Source organism: Burkholderia sp. BCC1999 (assembly GCF_905339975.1).
In the GTDB taxonomy this organism is placed as follows: Bacteria; Pseudomonadota; Gammaproteobacteria; order Burkholderiales; family Burkholderiaceae; genus Burkholderia.
The window spans coordinates 130349-147676 of record NZ_CAJPHP010000009.1 but is presented as its reverse complement, the minus strand read 5'-3'; the positions used below and the strand labels follow the sequence as shown (position 1 = coordinate 147676).

The following is a 17328-nucleotide window of genomic DNA, read 5'->3' as shown; positions in this document are numbered from 1 at the left end:
TCATTTCAGACGTCCCCCGGAGAATCACCATGCAGAACCTCGACAATCCTTCCCACGATCGCGAGGTAGGCAGCGCCGACGCGACGCAGGACACCACGCGTATCGACGACGTCCGCATCGGCGCCGTGCGCCCGCTGATCTCGCCGGCGCTGCTGCTGGACGAGCTGCCGGTGCCGGCCGGCACGCAGACGCTCGTCGAGGATACGCGCCGCGCGATCGGCGACATCCTGCACGGCCGCGACGACCGGCTGCTGCTGGTCGTCGGCCCGTGCTCGATCCACGACCACGACCAGGCGCTCGATTACGCGCGCCGCCTGAAGGTTGCCGCCGATGCGCTGAAGGACGACCTCCTGATCACGATGCGCGTCTACTTCGAGAAGCCGCGCACGACGGTCGGCTGGAAGGGCTACATCAACGATCCGCGTCTCGACGGCAGTTTCCGCATCAACGAAGGGCTGCGCGCGGCGCGGCAGCTGCTGCTCGACATCAACGCGCTCGGCCTGCCGGCGTCGACCGAATTCCTCGACCTGCTGAGCCCGCAGTACATCGCCGACCTGATCGCGTGGGGCGCGATCGGCGCGCGCACGACCGAGAGCCAGAGCCATCGCCAGCTCGCGTCGGGCCTGAGCTGCCCGATCGGCTTCAAGAACGGCACGGACGGCGGCGTGCAGGTCGCGTCGGACGCGATCGTCGCGGCCGCGGCGAGCCATGCGTTCATGGGGATGACGAAGATGGGGATGGCCGCGATCTTCGAGACGCGCGGCAACGACGACGCGCACGTGATCCTGCGTGGTGGCAAGACGGGCCCGAACTACGACGCCGAGCATGTCGAGGCGTGCTGCGCGGTGCTGCGCAAGGCCGGGTTGCGCGAGCAGGTGATGGTCGACTGCTCGCATGCGAACTCGAACAAGTCGCACGACCGGCAGGTGGATGTCGCGCAGGATCTCGCACGGCAACTGTCGCAGGGCGAGCAGCGGATCGTCGGCGTGATGGTCGAGAGCCATCTCGAGGCCGGGCGTCAGGACCTGAAGCCGGGCGTGCCGCTGAAGTACGGCGTGTCGATCACCGATGCATGCCTGAGCTGGACGCAGACGGAGCCGGTGCTCGACGTGCTGGCCGACGCCGTGCGGCAACGGCGCGCGCGGTCGCGCAACGCGTGACGCGTGACGCGGGCTGCGTCATCGCGTCCGATGCAGCGTTGCACGAGTGGCGCTAACATGGGCCGGTGCGCAGCCTCGCGCGCACGGAGGCGGCGAGGCCGGCCGCCGATACCGACAACAATTCACCGGAGTGCATAACAGCATGGCTTTCTACAAGACCCTCATCGCAGCAACCGTCCTCGCCTCGAGCGTCAGCGCACACGCGCAGATCGCGGGTGCGCAGCCGATCAGCGTGACCGTCGAGCAATCGCAGGCGCTGCTCGAAGGCTGGAGCGTGAAGAAGAGCGTGCTCGGCAAGGCCGTGTACAACGACGACAACCAGAAGGTCGGCACCGTGCGCGACCTGATCGTCGCGCCGGACGGCTCGGTGTCGGCCGCGATCGTGTCGGCCGGCGGCTTCCTCGGCGTGGCCGCGCATGACGTCGCGGTGCCGATCGCGTCGCTCGACGTGCGCAAGGGCAACATCTACCTGCCGGGCGCGACGAAGGAAGCGCTGAAGGCGACGCCGGCGTTCCAGTACGCGAAGGTGCCGTCGCCGCCGAAGCCGAAGAAGCTCGACGACAAGCACTGATCGTCGATTCGATGTATCGCAGCCCGGCGCGCGTTGCGCCGGGGCTGGCGACCGCCGGCCGTCGGTCGCCATGCGAGCTCGCGCGAATCGGCGTGGTGATCCGCAACACGCCGCGAATGCCGCCCATTCCGGCGATCAGATCGCCGGCTTCTCTCCGTCTACCCACACCCCGTCGAAACCGAACGCGACCGGCCCTCTCAGGAACACGCTGCCGGTACCGTCCCATCGAACGGTGACGTCGCCGCCGTCGCATGTCACCCGTACCGTATCGTCGAGCAGCCCGCGCCGGATGCCGTTGACGACCGCACCGCACGAACACGATCCCGAACCGAGCGGCACGCCGCCGCCGCGCTCCCAGATGCGCAGGCGAATATGCGTGCGATCGACGACCTGAACGAAATGCACGTTGGTTTTCTGCGGAAACAGCGGATGCGTTTCGATGGCCGGGCCGAGCGCCGCGACATCGATCATGCGGAGATCGTCGACGAAGAACGTGCAATGCGGGTTGCCCATGTTGCAGGCGGCCGGCGCGCCGGGCAGCGGCAGCGCGAGGGTGTCGAGCGCCTCGGCGACCGGCACGTCCCGCCAGCCGGTGAGCGGCGTGCCCATCCCGACGGTGATCAGGCCGTTCGCCTCCCTCGAGCAGACGAGATACCCGCGGCCGGTCCGCAGCACGAGCGACGCCATGCCGGTTTCCCGCATCAGTTGCCACGCGACGCCGCGTGTCGCGCTGCCGCAGGTGTCGAGCGGTGAGCCGTCGGCATTCCAGAACGCGACGCGGGCGGCCGCGTCGTCGCAGTCCGACACCACCGCGAGCTGGTTGAAGCCGATGCCGTTGTGCCGGTCGCCCATGCGCCGCACGAGGGCGCGGTCGATGCGTGGCGCGTGATCCTGATCCTGACCGCGCAGGTCGACGATGACGAAGTCATCGCCGTTTGCGTTCATCTTCTGAAATCCGATCGGCATGGCGGTTCTGGCAGGAGGGACAGGCGAACACTGTACGTGGCTCGCCGGAGCGGATCAATCGACGTGACTCGACGTGACGCGCGGCTTGGGGCTCACCCCGATTCCGAAGAAAACCGTAAAGAATGTAATATAAATGAAAGGCAAGGTCGGATCCGCCCGTAGTCGAGCCACCCGCGCGTGGACGTAACGGATTCGACTCTCCGCCACGCGCCATCTTCCGTTATCAACAGAAACGCCTTATGGAAAAACTCGTCGATTCGATCAACGGTGTCATCTGGAGCCCCGCGCTCATCTTTCTCTGTCTTGCCGCAGGGTTGTACTTCTCGCTGCGCACGCGCTTCGCGCAGGTTCGCCACTTCATCGAGATGCTGCGCCTGATGCGCGGCAGCAAGGCATCGGCGGAAGGCGTGTCGTCGTTCCAGGCGCTGGCGTTGTCGCTGTCGGGGCGCGTCGGCACCGGCAATATCGCGGGCGTCGCGACGGCCATCACGTTCGGCGGCCCGGGGGCGATGTTCTGGATGTGGCTCGTCGCGTTTCTTGGCGCGAGCACCGCGTTCGTCGAATCGACGCTGTCGCAGATCTACAAGGTGCGGCGCGAAGGGCAGTATCGCGGCGGCCCCGCGTACTACATCGAAAAGGGGCTCGGCATCCGCTGGTACGCAATCGCGTTCGCGATCGCGACCGTGTTCGCATGCGGGCTGCTGCTGCCCGGCGTGCAGGCGAACGGGATCTCGTCCGCGATCGAGAACTCCTTCGGCATCGCGAAGCCCGTTACCGGGGCGGTGCTCGTGCTGCTGCTCGGCCTCATCATCTTCGGTGGCGTGAAGCGGATCGCGCGCGTCGCGGAAATCGTCGTGCCGTTCATGGCGCTCGGCTACATCCTGATTGCGTGCGTCGTGATCGCGCTCGACATCGAGCGCCTGCCGGGCGTCGTCAAGCTGGTGTTCGAAAGCGCGTTCGGCTTCGAGGCCGGTTTCGGCGCGGTGCTCGGCATGGCGATCCAGTGGGGTGTGAAGCGCGGCGTCTATTCGAACGAAGCGGGGCAAGGCACGGGCCCGCACGCGTCTGCCGCCGCCGAAGTGACGCACCCGGCGCAGCAGGGGCTCGTGCAGGCCTTCTCTGTGTATGTCGATACGCTGTTCGTCTGTTCGGCGACGGGCTTCATGATCCTGATCACGGGCGCCTACAACGTGATCGCGCCGAACGGCCGCGCGCTGTTCTCGGGTGCGGCCGGCATCGAGGCCGGCCCCGGCTATACGCAGATGGCCGTCGAATCGATGCTGCCCGGCTTCGGCGCGGCATTCGTCGCGATGGCGCTGTTCTTCTTCGCGTTCACGACCATCCTCGCGTACTACTACATCGCGGAAACCAACGTCGCCTACCTGAGCCGTGCGCGCAGCAGCGCCGCCGGCACGTTCGTGCTGCGCGCGGTGATCCTGCTCGCGACGCTGTACGGTGCGGTGAAGAGCGCGAGCGTTGCGTGGGCGCTCGGCGACATCGGTGTCGGGCTGATGGCGTGGCTGAACATCGTCGCGATCGTGCTGTTGCAGAAGCCCGCGCTCAAGGCGTTGCGCGACTACGAGGCGCAGAAGCGCGCAGGGCGCGAGCCGTCGTTCGATCCGGTCGCGCTCGGCATCGCGAACGCGACGTTCTGGGAGAAGCCGGCGGCGGCAAGCGGCGCGCGCGATAGCCGGGCGGAGCCGGTCGTGGCAGCCGAGCGGCAGTCTTAGCACGGCATCCCGTAAACGTGCGCCGGCTGCGAGGACGGCGGCGCGCGACGCGGGATTCATCCGTTTTGCACCAGCGGCCGGCACATCTGTTGCCGGCCGTTTTACATCGTGCCGCGCCGGCGAGGCCGGCGCGTTTCCCATTCGTTCGCCCGAACGTTGCACAGGCATCTACGTAATTCTACGTAGATCCGCATACGTAGTTAACCGCTTGTAAGCCGCCCCCGTCGCACGGAATACTACGGCCCATCGTCGCGGCCTTTGCGAGACCGCGGCACGACGCATCGACGTCACGTGTGTGCGGCTCCTGTGCCGCACGCCATCTAAAACCACATTGGAGACCAGGAGACGCCATGAATCGGGCTTCCAGTACCCTGCTCTGGATCGCGGTCGCGCTGCTCGGCGCGTTCTCGTTCGGAACGATCGCACTCGCACACGGCGAGCGCGTGAGTGCCCTCTGGATCGTGATCGCCGCAGTCTGCGTGTATCTGATCGCGTATCGCTTCTACAGCCGTTTCATCGCCAGCAAGGTCATGCAGCTCGACGGGCTGCGGATGACGCCGGCCGTCAAGTACAACGACGGCCTCGACTACGTGCCGACCAACAAGTACGTGCTGTTCGGCCATCACTTCGCCGCGATCGCCGGCGCCGGTCCGCTCGTCGGGCCCGTGCTCGCTGCGCAGATGGGCTACATGCCCGGCATGCTGTGGATCCTGGCCGGCGTCGTGTTCGCCGGCGCGGTGCAGGATTTCATCGTGCTGTTCATCTCGACGCGCCGCGACGGCCGCTCGCTCGGCGATCTCGTCAAGATGGAGCTCGGCACGGTGCCCGGCGTGATCGCGCTGTTCGGCGCGTTCCTGATCATGGTGATCATCCTCGCGGTGCTCGCGCTGATCGTCGTGAAGGCGCTGACCAACTCGCCGTGGGGCACGTTCACCGTCGCCGCGACGATTCCGATTGCGCTGTTCATGGGCGTCTATACGCGCTACATCCGTCCGGGCCGCATCGGCGAAGTGTCGATCATCGGCTTCGTGCTGCTGATGGCGTCGATCGCGTTCGGCCAGCACGTGCACGATTCGCCGACGCTCGCCGCGTGGTTCACGTTCACGGGCACGCAGCTCACGTGGATCCTGATCGGCTACGGCTTCGTCGCATCGGTGCTGCCGGTGTGGCTGCTGCTAGCGCCGCGCGACTATCTCTCGACGTTCCTGAAGATCGGCACGATCCTCGGTCTCGCGATCGGCATCCTGGTCGTCGCACCGGAACTGAAGATGCCCGCGCTGACGAAGTTCGTCGACGGCACGGGCCCGGTGTGGTCGGGCGGCCTGTTCCCGTTCCTGTTCATCACGATCGCGTGCGGTGCCGTTTCGGGCTTCCACGCACTGATCTCGTCGGGCACGACGCCGAAGCTGATCGACAACGAAACCAATGCGCGCTTCATCGGTTACGGCGCGATGCTGATGGAGTCGTTCGTCGCGATCATGGCGCTCGTCGCCGCGAGCGTGATCGAGCCGGGCATCTACTTCGCGATGAACGCGCCGGCCGCCGTGCTCGGCACGACGCCTGAAGCCGTCGCGAACACCGTCACGCAATGGGGCTTCGTGCTGACGCCCGACATGCTGACGCAGACCGCGAAGGCCGTCGGCGAAACGACGATCATCGCGCGCGCGGGCGGCGCGCCGACGCTGGCCGTCGGCATGGCGCACATCCTGCACCAGGTGATCGGCGGCGAAGCGATGATGGCGTTCTGGTATCACTTCGCGATCCTGTTCGAAGCGCTGTTCATCCTGACGGCCGTCGACGCCGGTACGCGTGCGGGCCGCTTCATGCTGCAGGATCTGCTCGGTACGTTCCACCCGGCGCTCAAGCGCACCGAGTCGCTGCCCGCGAACCTCGTCGCCACCGCGCTGTGCGTGGCCGCGTGGGGTTACTTCCTGTACCAGGGCGTGGTCGATCCGCTCGGCGGCATCAACACGCTGTGGCCGTTGTTCGGCATCTCGAACCAGATGCTCGCCGCGATCGCGCTGGTGCTCGGCACCGTCGTGCTGTTCAAGATGAAGCGCGAGCGTTATGCGTGGGTGACGATCGTGCCGACCGTGTGGCTGCTGATCTGCACGCTGACGGCCGGCTGGCAGAAGATTTTCGACGCGAACCCGAAGGTCAGCTTCCTCGCGCACGCGGCGAAGCTGCAGGCCGCGGTGGACGAAGGCAAGGTGCTGGCCCCGGCGAAGTCGATCGCGCAGATGCAGCGGATCATCTTCAACGACTACATCGACGCGGCGCTGGCCGGGCTGTTCATCTTCGTCGTCGTGGCGATCGCGGTGTACGGCGTGATCGCCGTGCTGCGCGCGCGCCGCGAGTCGAAGCCGACCGTGCGCGAGACGCCGTACGAAGCGATGCCGGCCGCGCAAGCGCTCGGCAGCGGACGCTAAGGGGAGGCCGCGATGTTCAGCGATCTTGGCAGCGACCTGCGCAGCGCGGGGCGTTACCTCGGGCAGGCGTTGCGGCTGATGGTCGGCCTGCCCGACTACGACACCTACGTCGCGCACATGCGCGCAACCCATCCGGACCGCGAGCCGATGACGTACGAGGAATTTTTCCGCGAGCGTCAGAATGCGCGGTACGGGTCGGGAGCAGGGAAGTGCTGCTGAACCAGCCTGTTCAAGCCGTTCGGTAATCGAAAGAGAAGCGCCGCGATGGAGATCGCGGCGCTTTTTCTTTGGGGCGGCGGCGGCACGCATCGCGCGGCGGCCGCTTCGCCGTTTGCCCAGGCGCAGCACGGCGAAATCCGGCCGCCGGTATCATAGGGGTCTCTCTTTTCCCGATGGACCCGCAGGAGAACACGTCGTGCATGTCGGTGAGCGTTTCAACAGCATTTCCCATCTCGTCGGCGCGGTGCTGTCGGTGGCGGGCCTCGTGGCGCTCGTGACGATGGGCGCGCTCGAAGGCGATCCGTACAAGGTGGTGAGCTTCAGCGTGTACGGCGCAATGCTGTTCCTGCTCTACGCGATCTCGACGCTGTATCACAGCGTGCGTAGCCCGCGCCTGAAAGCCATCCTGCAGAAATGCGACCACTCGGCGATCTACCTGCTGATCGCCGGCAGCTACACGCCGTTCACGCTCGTCACGCTGCGCGGCCCGTGGGGCTGGTCGCTGTTCGGCGTGAGCTGGGGGCTCGCCGTGTTCGGCATCGTGCAGGAACTGACGCTCGGGCGCCGCACGCGCATGCTGTCGATGATCCTGTACGTGGCGATGGGCTGGCTCGCGCTCGTCGCCGTGCGTCCGTTGATCCATGCGCTGCCGCCGGTCGGCACCGCCTGGCTCGTGGCCGGCGGCCTGATCTACAGCGCGGGAATCTACTTCTTCATCAACGACGAACGCATCCGCCACGGGCACGGCATCTGGCACCTTTTCGTACTGGCCGGCAGCCTGTGCCAGTTCGTCAGTGTCGCGATGTACGTTGCGTGAGCGGCGCGTCTGCCGCGCAATGCGCTAGCGGCGTGTGGCGGCCGCCTGCAGCGCGAGGAAGCCGACCCATCCCCAGTACACGCGATGATGCGCGATCAGGCCGTGGCTGAGATCCATCACTTCGACGAGATCGACCTGGTCGCCGTCCGGCGTGGCGCGCGGATATTCCCACGTGAGTTGGCGGCCGTTCGAGAAGAACAGCCCGGTCCGGTACCAGCGGCCGAGTGGGCTGCCCGGATTGCGCAGGCCGGCCGCGAAAAATGCGCCGATCGCGGCCTTGCCGTGCAGCACGCCCGAGCCGTGCGCGGGCAGCGTGACGACGACGAGCGGTGTTTCGAGCACCGCGTCGTCGGCATACAGCGCCATCAGCGCATCGAGGTCGCGCGCGACGACGGCTGCGTGCCAGTCTTCATGGATGCGCCGGGCGTCGGCGTCGGTTTCTGCGGGTGTCATGGCGGGCGTCCGGAAGCGTCGTTGGCGGAAACCCACTGTATGGGCGCACCGCCGCGAGACGTTTCACGTCAACCCGAAACGTGGATGCAGCCGTGTGAAGGCTGCACCGTGGCCCGCGCTTACCCCGCCAGCGCGTCGAGATTCAGCCCATACGATTTCCCGATCCACACCGCGCAATCGCGGTGATCGCGCAGTTCGTCGCCGGTATTCGGATGCAGGAAGATGTCCAGCGCGCCGTGGTTCAGCACGAGCCACGGCACGATCTCGTCGAAGCGCGCGGCATCGAACGCGATCTGGTACGACCAGGCCGGATGCGGACCGACGAGGCGCTCATGAAAGCGGCCGAGCTCGATGACAGCGCCGAACCGCTCGTCGACGACCTGGCGAAACGCCCAGGCCGCGTCGCGGCTGGCCGCATCGAAATAGACGTGCGCGTGCCAACTGTCGATGGCGGTGGTGTCGAGGGCAGCCATGGAAGGACTCGATGAAAAAGGGGAATGCATGAGAGGCCGTGCGAAACGAAGCAAATGGCCGATGCGTGATTATCGCGCGTCCTTGCCGGGCACGTCGTGTCGCAATCCGGCAATCCGGCGCCGATGATTTGTCCTGTATCAGGAGAACCGTTGGTCCGACGCATTCGTTTGTGCGGTATCCGCGTGCGCGATATCACGCCGGAACCCTTGCCGGCAGGGGCGCAGGCGGGGATCGCACCGGCAACACGTCATTTCGGAAATTGAAAAAGCGCAATGCGCGCCGCTTTCGGTCGCGCGCAAAAGCGGGATCAGGTCGTTGAATGAAATAAAGAAATTCCCGTTCGACGGGATTCGCGAAAGACGCGCCCGCACGCCGGATTCCGAAGCCGAAAATATCAATTGCGGAATCGGCTATTCAAGTGGCATGCGGCACGACATACGATGATTTCAACGCATCGACGATCGCGATCGATGCGGGGACAACCATCTGGAGGCCACTATGCGATCCCTCGTTCCCGTTGCTGTTCTTTCCTGCGCACTCGTTGCGCTGCCTGCCGTCAGCTTTGCGCAGTCTGCCGGCCCGGACTGGTCGTCGAATGCCGCGCAGTCGACCTGGTCGGCGGCGCGTGCCGAAACCAATGCGCAACTGATGCAGATGACCCGCGCCGGCTATCGCGCGACGACGGCCGGCAACCAGAACTATCCGCTTGCGATGCAGCAAGCGCTCGACCGTGTCCACAATCCGGTGCCTGACCGGTCGCGCGAGGAGCGGGCCGCGATGGAAGCGCGCGCCGCTCGCGACGCGCAGAGCGGCCATCCGGTGAAGGCCTTCTTCGTGAAGACCGCGTACTACCTGAAGGGCGAGAACACGTTCTGATGCAGGAGACGAGCATGGCATGCCCGAACCGATTGGCCGGCGTCGTGCGCGCGTTGGCGCTGTGCCGGCTGCCGGACGCGCGAGCAGCGTCGCCGCGCAGCGAAGCGCCGGCAAGTGGGCACGAATCATGAAGGCCGCCCGGAAACACCGCCGCCACGTGCCGCTGACGCGTGAGTGGCTGCTGCCGCTGCCCCCCGCGCATGCACGCGACATCTCGCTGAAATGCCACATGGCGCTCGTCGCGCTGCGCGGCGAGCACGGCAACGAAGTGCTGCTGATGCGGTTGCGCACGAGCGTCTACCTGGTGTTCCTCGCGCTCGACGATACGCGGTACGCCGAAGCGGACATCGACCTGTGCGTTCACGCGGAGCGCGCGCTCGAAGCCGGTGCGGCGCGCGCGGCGCAAAGCGGCGCATGGACGTTGCACGATGACGAATGTGCGGTGCTCGAGCGTGTGCTTGCCGCGCACGACACCTGCGTTGCGACGCTCACGCGGCATCGGCTGGCGGAGCTGTGGCGTCATGTCTGCACGTTCGCGTCATGCGGCCAGCCGGCGCTCGTCGCGAGCGCGGCGGAGAAGATGCGCTCGCACGTGATCGACTCGCTGGCCGCATAGCGCCGCACACCGGTTTTGCAGGGAGGATGGAGGAGACAGGGCCGGCCGCACCGGCACGGTCGATGCAATCGCGCGGCTTCGGCGATTGCGCGGCCGTCGCGACGTTACGGTGACACGGTGACGGCGAAACGCTGCCCAAAGCAAAAGCGCCACGGAGCGAATCCGTGGCGCTTTATTTTTGTCACCTGCGCGGAGGCACAGCCCCCGCGTGGCGCAACGCGCTTAAGCCGCGGCTGCCGGCTTGGCCGGCTTCTGCAGCTTGCCCTTGCCGGCGCGCTGGATTTCCTCGAGCTTGATCTCGACGTGGCGCGAGAACACGTACTCGGCCGGACGCTGCTTCGCGATCGAGATGTCCGGTGCGAACGGGCCGTCGGTCTTGATGCCCTTGCGGCTCACCTTCAGCGCCTTCAGCGGGTTCGAGATCGTGTCCATCACGGCGGTCGCCTCGAAGCCGCAGTGGACCATGCAATCCGCGCACTTCTCGTAGTTGCCGACGCCGTAGTTGTCCCACTCCGTCGTTTCCATCAGTTCCTTGAAGGTCTTCACGTAACCTTCGCCGACCAGGTAGCACGGCTTCTGCCAGCCGAACACCGTACGCGCCGGGTTGCCCCACGGCGTGCACTTGTACGTCTGGTTGCCGGCCAGGAAGTCGAGGAACAGCGACGACTGGCTGAACGACCAGCGCTTGCCGCCTTCGCCGCGCTTCAGGATTTCGCGGAACAGGTTCTTCGTCTTGTCGCGGTTCAGGAAGTGCTGCTGATCCGGCGCGCGTTCGTACGCGTAACCCGGCGACACCGTGATGCCGTCGACGCCGATCGGGCCCAGCGTGTCGAAGAACTTCGCGACGCGCTCCGGCACTGCATCGTTGAACAGCGTGCAGTTGATGTTCACGCGGAAGCCGCGGCGCTTCGCTTCCTTGATTGCCGCGACGGCCTTGTCGTACACGCCATCCTGCGACACCGAGTGATCGTGCGCTTCCTTGTCGCCGTCGAGGTGGACCGACCAGACGAAATACGGGCTCGGCTCGTAGTCGTCCATCTTCTTTTCCATCAGCAGCGCGTTCGTGCACAGGTACACGAATTTCTTGCGCTTCATGATGCCCTTGACGATTTCCGGCATCTCCTTGTGGAGCAGCGGCTCGCCACCGGCGATCGACACGACGGGCGCGCCGCACTCGTCGACGGCCTGCAGGCATTCCTCGACGGACAGGCGCTGGTTCAGGATCGGATCCGGATAATCGATCTTGCCGCAGCCGTTGCACGCGAGGTTGCAGCGGAACAGCGGCTCGAGCATCAGCGCGAGCGGATAGCGTTTGTTGCCGGACAGGTGCTGGCGCACGATATAGGCGCCGACACGGACTTGCTGGAGCAGCGGAATAGACAAGGGATGTCCTCCTTAAACTTCGCGGGCGACAGCTTGCGTGAGCTTCGCCGGCAGCTTGAATTCGACTTTTTCCTCACGGCCCGCCATCGTCGCGACATCGACGGGCCCCAGCGCGCGCAGCGCGCCAATTACATCTTCGACCATCTCTTCGGGCGCCGACGCGCCGGCCGTCAGGCCGACCGTCTGCACACCCGCGAACCATTCGGCCTTCACTTCCGAACCGTCGGCGACGAGGTAGCTCGGCACACCGCTTTCGGTGCCGATCTCGCGCAGGCGGTTCGAGTTCGAGCTGTTCGTCGCACCGACGACGAGCAGCACGTCAACCTGTTCGCTCAGCTCGCGTACGGCGGCCTGGCGATTTTGCGTGGCGTAGCAGATGTCACGCGTGTCCGGGCCGACGATGTCGGTGAACCGGCGCTGCAGCGCTTCGATGATGCCGCGCGTATCGTCGACCGACAGCGTGGTCTGCGTGATGTACGCAACCGGCGTGTCGACGGGCAGCGTCAGCGTATCGACTTCGGCTTCGCTCTGCACGAGGATCACCTCGGCCGGAATCTGGCCGATCGTACCCTCGACTTCCGGGTGGCCCGCGTGGCCGATCAGGATCAGCCGGCGACCCGCCCCGACATACTGACGGCCCTGCACGTGCACCTTCGTGACGAGCGGACAGGTCGCGTCGAGCACGTCGAGCCCGCGCGTTTCCGCGTCGCGCTCGACCGTCTGGGCGACACCGTGCGCGCTGAAGATCGCGACAGCGCCGTGCGGCACCTCGTCGAGTTCCTCAACGAATCGTGCCCCTTTATTACGCAGATTTTCTACGACGTGCCGGTTATGCACGATTTCATGGCGTACATAAACCGGCGCACCGTGCTGTTGCAGCGCGCGATCGACGATCTCGATCGCACGGACAACCCCCGCACAAAAGCCGCGGGGCTGGGCAAGGATGACTCGCATAGGTGAGCGAACTCCGACGACAGACACCGGGGTTCGAGGAGCTGGCACTCGCTCGCTCGCCCCGGCTTGATGTTATGAAGGCAGGAACGAACCGGCCGGCCAGGCCCCGGAACCCCGAATTAATCGCGCATTTTAACCCTATCGGGCCGTCCGTGCTTTGGTGCTGTATCGGCGCTGTTGCAATTGCGGGAGAGCCGCGTCGGCGCTGGCGCGCGCGGAACCCAGTAAACTACGCGGTTTCGCGGGCAGCCGCTCCGGCTGCCCGGCGTCGCGCTCATTTCAAGGCCATTCGATGACCGTCGATTCTTTTGCGTATTGCCCGGCCGCCCATGCGGTTTCGGGTGTTTTGTTCCTGACCCTTATTGAAATCGGGCAAGCCGGCACCCGGCAGGAGGCATGCCGATGATGCTGGTGATTGCTTTCCTGGTGTCCGGCCTGTCGCTGATGATCTGGATCGTGCTGCTCGTCGCGCGCGGCGGCTTCTGGCGTGCGCAGCCCGCGCGGCCGCTGCCGCCCGAGGCGCGCGGGGCGGCTGCCGAGGCCGGCTGGCCGGCCGTCGTCGCGGTCGTGCCGGCGCGTAACGAGGCCGACGTGATCGCCCGCGCGGCGACTTCGCTGCTCGAGCAGGATTACCCGGGCGAATTTCATCTGATCATTGTCGACGACCACAGCGACGACGGCACCGCCGATGCGGCTCGCGCGGCCGCACTCGCGATCAATCGCGCCGACCGGCTGACGGTGCTGAGCGCGAAGCCGCTGCCGGCCGGCTGGTCGGGCAAGGTGTGGGCGCAGTCGCAGGGGATCGCCGCGGTGCAGACGCTCGGCCTGCCGGCCGATTACCTGCTGCTGACGGATGCCGACATCGGCCATCCGCCCGACGCCGTCGCGCAGCTGGTCACGCGTGCGCAGGCCGAGAATCGCGATCTCGTGTCGCTGATGGTGCGGCTGCGTTGCGATTCGTTCTGGGAAAAGGCGCTGATCCCGGCGTTCGTGTTCTTCTTCGCGAAGCTGTACCCGTTCTCGTGGATCAACAACCCGCGCAATCGCACGGCCGGCGCTGCCGGCGGCTGCATGCTCGTGAAGCGCGCGGCGCTCGAGGAAGCCGGTGGCATCGAATCGATCCGCGGCGCGCTGATCGACGACTGCAGCCTGGCCGCGCAGATCAAGCATCGCGGCAGCGGCCGCCATCCGATCCGTCTCGACCTGGCCGATCGCAGCGTGTCGCTGCGCCCGTACGACAGCTGGCGCGATATCTGGAACATGATCGCGCGCACCGCGTTCACGCAGCTGCACTATTCGCCGCTGCTGCTGGCCGGCACGCTGCTCGGGATGACGATCATCTATCTCGTGCCGCCCGTCGCGGCGCTCGCGTACGGCGCGCGTGCATGGCCGGCCTGGCTCGCGTGGGCGTCGATGTGCGCCGCGTATGCGCCGATGCTGCGCTACTACCGCCGCTCGCCGCTGTGGGCGCCCGCGTTGCCGCTTGTCGCGCTGTTCTATGTGGGCGCGACGTTCGCGTCCGCGTGGCGCTACTGGCGCGGCAAGGGCGGCCAGTGGAAGGCGCGCGTGCAGGCGCCGGTGGAGCGCTGAGTACTGCCGGGAGGCACGCCTCCCGGCAGCCGGCAAGCAAACGGCCCGATCGGTGCGAACCGGTCGGGCCGTTGTGTTTTCGGCGGTGCTGCCTGCCGGCGCTTACCGCTGGGTCAGCATCATGTACATCTGGACCACGACGTCCGGCGAGAACGTGAACGGCACCCAGCCGTAGCCGGTGTGGCGGGCCACCAGCAGGCGATCGCCGTTCGACTGCTTCTGCACGGCCATCATCGGGTTCTTCGTCGTCACGAAGCGCCAGCCGGACGGGATGCCGGGCGGCGGCTCCGGCTGCATCGACGCGCGTGCGTGCGCGAGTTCCTCGATCAGCTGGCCCAGTTGCTCCGGATGCAGCGTGATCGACTGGCCGTTGACGGTCAGCGTGAGTTCGTTCTGCGTCGGACGCGACACGTGCAGCGTCGCCTTGTCAGCGGCGACCGGCGCGGCCTCGACCTCGGTCACGGGCTCGGCTTGCGCCGCCGGGACGAGTGCGGTTTCGGCAACAACCGATGCGTCGACGACGCCGAGCGTTTCGGTCGCAGCCGGCGAGGCCGCGTTCACGACCGCTTCCGCCGCCGGCGAATCCGCCGGTGCCGGGTCGACGACTTCGGCCGCCACCGCACGGGCGGCAACCGCGTTCGTCGCGGCTTCCTTGACGACGGCCTCGACCAGCGCCTCGGCGTCGGCAATGGCTTTCGCGTGATGCTGCGCGGCCGCTTCGGCCTGCGCGATCGCTTCCGTATGGCGCTGCGTGACGGCCTCGGCTTCGGCGGTCGCGTCGGCATGGCGTTGCGCGGCCGCTTCGGCCTGCGCGATCGCTTCGGCGTGGCGCCGCGTGACGGCTTCGGCCTCGGCGGCCGCGGCGGCGTGACGCTGCGCGGCAGCCTCGGCGTCGGCGATCGCCTGCGTGTGACGTTGTGCAAGCGCTTCGGCCTCGGCAATCGCGGCCGTGTGGCGTTGCGCGGCGGCTTCGGCTTCGGCGGTCGCTTCCGCGTGGCGCTTCGCGGCGGCTTCGGCCTCGACGGTCGCGGCCGCATGACGTTGCGCGGCCGCATCGGCGTCGGTCGCGGCGGCGTGATGACGCTGCGCGGCGGCCTCGGCTTCGGCGATCGCAGCCGCGTGGCGCTGCGAGGCGGCTTCGGCATCCGCGTGACGCTGCGCGAGCGCTTCGGTCAGCGCAGTGGCTTCCGCATGGCGCTGCACGGCCGCTTCGGCCTGCGCGGCGGCATCCGTATGACGTTGAGCGGCAGCTTCGGCCGTGGCGGTCGCGTCGGCGTGGCGCTGCTGCGCGGCTTCCGCGTCGGCGGCAGCGGCCGTGTGGCGCTGCGCGGCGGCCTGCGCTTCGGTTTCCGCGGCGGCGTGACGTTCGGCCGCGGCCTGGGCTTCCGCCGCGGCGGCGCGCGCGAAGGCTTCCGCGCTGCGTGCCGCCTGCTGTGCGGCGTGGTGATCGTGGAGGAGCTGATCGACGCCCGTGGTGAGCGAAGCGATCTGATCGTTCAGGTTCATGCGTGTCTTCTCTGCGTAAGACCCGCGATTTTACCCGCTGCGCCGGCGCCGGTCCGCGCGGGACGTGTAACAAAGTGCGCAAAGCGGCGCGAGCCGCGCCGCTTTGTGTTACTTCAGGTAGCCCGCCGAGCCGAACCAGTCGAGCGCGTCGCGCAGCCCTTCGCGGTACGGACGCGCACGGTAGCCGAGCTCGCGCTCGGCCTTCGCCGACGTGAAATACATCTTGTTCTTCGACATCCGCAGCCCGTCCACGGTGACGAACGGTTCCTTCTTCGTGAACTTCGCGACGGCTTCTGCGCCGACCGCGAGCGGGTACAGCGGCCAGCGCGGCAACGCGATCGTCGGCGCCTTGCGGCCCGTCATCTGTGCGATGTCGGCGAGCATCTGCTGCAGCGGCAGGTTTTCGCCGCCGAGGATGTAGCGTTCGCCGATCCGGCCGCGCTCGAGCGCGAGGAAGTGGCCGTGCGCGACGTCGTCGACGTGCACGAGGTTCAGCCCCGTATCGACGAACGCGGGAATCTTGCCGAGCGCGGCTTCGACGATGATGCGGCCGGTCGGCGTCGGCTTCACGTCGCGCGGGCCGATCGGCGTCGACGGATTGACGATCACGGCCGGCAGGCCTTCGTCGGCGATCATCCGCTCGACCGCGCGCTCCGCGAGCACCTTGCTGCGCTTGTACACCCCGATCGCCTGCTCGGCCGTGAGCGGCCGGTTCTCGTCGGACGGATCGCCGGCGCTCGTCACCTTCAGCGTCGCGACGCTGCTCGTGTAGACGATCCGCTCGACGCCCTCCGCGCGGGCCGCGCGCATCGTCGCGACCGCGCCCTCGAGGTTCGCGCGCTCGATCTCGTCGGGGTCCGGCGCCCACAGCCGGTAGTCGGCCGCGACGTGCAGCAGGTAGCGCACGCCGCGCAGCGCGGCGCGCATCGACGCCTCGTCGCGCATGTCGCCGGTGACGATCTCGGCATCGAGATCCGCGACGTTCGTGCGCGGGCTGGTCGGGCGCACGAGCACGCGCACCGCATAGCCTTTCTGCTGCGCGATGCGTGCGACGGCCGAGCCGACGAAACCGGACGCGCCGGTGACGAGAACGAGATCGCGGGAGGTATCAGTCATGCGTTTCCTTCAGGGCCGCGCGCGGGGCGGCGCGGCGGTTGAGCGTCGGCGAGATTGTACGTGGTCGGCGCGCGCGGCGACGCCTGGCCGGCGCGTGTGCGAAGCCGCCGACGCGACTACAATGCCGGGCTTGAATGCAACGGGAGGGCGACGCGATGAGCCGCAATGAACTGGACGAACGGATCGAGACCTACTACGTGCGGGTGCGCGGCGTCGTGCAGGGCGTCGGTTTCCGTCATGCGACGGTGCGCGAGGCGCACGCGCTGAAACTGCGCGGCTGGGTCGCGAATCTCGAGGATGGCACCGTCGAGGCGATGATCCAGGGGCCCGGCGCGCAGATCGACCGGATGCTCGCGTGGCTGCGTCACGGGCCGCCGGCCGCGCGCGTGACCGAAGTGACGTTCGAGGAGCGTCAGACCGAAAGGCGCTTCGAGCGTTTCCAGCAACAGTAAGCGGCGCAGAACAATC

Annotated in this window: 17 protein-coding genes; 10 read left to right on the top strand and 7 right to left on the bottom strand. The window is 67.2% G+C overall.

Features of this window, described 5'->3' with window-relative positions; translation table 11 throughout:
• The first annotated feature begins 29 nt into the window (after positions 1-29).
• Together U5809_RS15095 and U5809_RS15090 are read left to right on the top strand one after the other, a co-directional pair.
• Positions 30-1160, top strand: coding sequence for a 3-deoxy-7-phosphoheptulonate synthase (locus U5809_RS15095; protein ID WP_282508250.1), 1131 nt, complete (start codon positions 30-32; stop codon positions 1158-1160).
• A 142-nt stretch (positions 1161-1302) separates the two neighbouring features.
• Positions 1303-1731: a PRC-barrel domain-containing protein gene (locus U5809_RS15090; protein WP_282508251.1), complete on the top strand. Its 429-nt coding sequence runs from the start codon at positions 1303-1305 to the stop codon at positions 1729-1731.
• 135 nt (positions 1732-1866) lie between these two features.
• On the opposite strand, the gene dapF is transcribed toward U5809_RS15090, so the two are convergent.
• Entirely contained in the window at positions 1867-2697 is an 831-nt protein-coding gene (gene dapF / locus U5809_RS15085) for a diaminopimelate epimerase (RefSeq protein ID WP_322087090.1), read from the bottom strand.
• Between the two features lie 239 nt (positions 2698-2936).
• Between dapF and U5809_RS15080 the strand changes: the two genes are divergently transcribed.
• From U5809_RS15080 to trhA, 4 genes are all read left to right on the top strand, one after another.
• Positions 2937-4427: an alanine/glycine:cation symporter family protein gene (locus U5809_RS15080; protein ID WP_322087089.1), complete on the top strand. Its 1491-nt coding sequence runs from the start codon at positions 2937-2939 to the stop codon at positions 4425-4427.
• A 350-nt stretch (positions 4428-4777) separates the two neighbouring features.
• Positions 4778-6856, top strand: a complete 2079-nt coding sequence (locus tag U5809_RS15075) for a carbon starvation CstA family protein (protein ID WP_122948294.1) — start codon at positions 4778-4780, stop codon at positions 6854-6856.
• 12 nt (positions 6857-6868) lie between these two features.
• A complete protein-coding gene (locus tag U5809_RS15070) occupies positions 6869-7075 on the top strand; it encodes a YbdD/YjiX family protein (protein ID WP_011353713.1) in 207 nt (68 codons plus the stop codon).
• 196 nt (positions 7076-7271) lie between these two features.
• Entirely contained in the window at positions 7272-7892 is a 621-nt protein-coding gene (trhA, locus tag U5809_RS15065; protein WP_282508256.1) for a PAQR family membrane homeostasis protein TrhA, read from the top strand.
• A gap of 24 nt (positions 7893-7916) precedes the next feature.
• Here the strand turns inward: trhA and U5809_RS15060 are convergent, their stop codons facing one another.
• Together U5809_RS15060 and U5809_RS15055 are read right to left on the bottom strand one after the other, a co-directional pair.
• Positions 7917-8345 carry a nuclear transport factor 2 family protein gene (locus U5809_RS15060; protein WP_322087088.1) on the bottom strand — a complete coding sequence of 143 codons (429 nt, stop codon included), beginning with the start codon at positions 8343-8345 and terminating at the stop codon, positions 7917-7919.
• 119 nt (positions 8346-8464) lie between these two features.
• Entirely contained in the window at positions 8465-8818 is a 354-nt protein-coding gene (locus U5809_RS15055) for a DOPA 4,5-dioxygenase family protein (RefSeq protein ID WP_322087087.1), read from the bottom strand.
• A gap of 499 nt (positions 8819-9317) precedes the next feature.
• On the opposite strand from U5809_RS15055, the gene U5809_RS15050 reads away from it, so the two are divergent.
• Together U5809_RS15050 and U5809_RS15045 are read left to right on the top strand one after the other, a co-directional pair.
• Entirely contained in the window at positions 9318-9695 is a 378-nt protein-coding gene (locus U5809_RS15050; protein WP_322087086.1) for a DUF4148 domain-containing protein, read from the top strand.
• 127 nt (positions 9696-9822) lie between these two features.
• The gene (locus U5809_RS15045) at positions 9823-10311 is read left to right on the top strand and encodes a hypothetical protein (protein ID WP_322087211.1); all 489 of its coding nucleotides are present in this window, start codon (positions 9823-9825) and stop codon (positions 10309-10311) included.
• A gap of 222 nt (positions 10312-10533) precedes the next feature.
• Here U5809_RS15045 and hpnH read toward each other — a convergent pair whose 3' ends face one another.
• Both hpnH and ispH read right to left on the bottom strand, forming a co-directional pair.
• Positions 10534-11694: an adenosyl-hopene transferase HpnH gene (gene hpnH, locus U5809_RS15040; RefSeq protein ID WP_176047732.1), complete on the bottom strand. Its 1161-nt coding sequence runs from the start codon at positions 11692-11694 to the stop codon at positions 10534-10536.
• A 12-nt stretch (positions 11695-11706) separates the two neighbouring features.
• A complete protein-coding gene (gene ispH, locus U5809_RS15035; RefSeq protein WP_059238498.1) occupies positions 11707-12648 on the bottom strand; it encodes a 4-hydroxy-3-methylbut-2-enyl diphosphate reductase in 942 nt (313 codons plus the stop codon).
• 402 nt (positions 12649-13050) lie between these two features.
• On the opposite strand from ispH, the gene U5809_RS15030 reads away from it, so the two are divergent.
• The gene (locus tag U5809_RS15030) at positions 13051-14238 is read left to right on the top strand and encodes a glycosyltransferase (RefSeq protein ID WP_282508263.1); all 1188 of its coding nucleotides are present in this window, start codon (positions 13051-13053) and stop codon (positions 14236-14238) included.
• Positions 14239-14340: 102 nt separating this feature from the next.
• Here U5809_RS15030 and U5809_RS15025 read toward each other — a convergent pair whose 3' ends face one another.
• Positions 14341-15744 (bottom strand): phage tail protein, encoded by a 1404-nt coding sequence (locus U5809_RS15025; RefSeq protein ID WP_322087085.1) that lies wholly within the window; start codon positions 15742-15744, stop codon positions 14341-14343.
• 108 nt (positions 15745-15852) lie between these two features.
• Entirely contained in the window at positions 15853-16860 is a 1008-nt protein-coding gene (gene hpnA / locus U5809_RS15020; RefSeq protein WP_011353724.1) for a hopanoid-associated sugar epimerase, read from the bottom strand.
• 155 nt (positions 16861-17015) lie between these two features.
• Between hpnA and U5809_RS15015 the strand changes: the two genes are divergently transcribed.
• Positions 17016-17312, top strand: a complete 297-nt coding sequence (locus U5809_RS15015) for an acylphosphatase (protein WP_034205906.1) — start codon at positions 17016-17018, stop codon at positions 17310-17312.
• Positions 17313-17328: the final 16 nt, after the last annotated feature.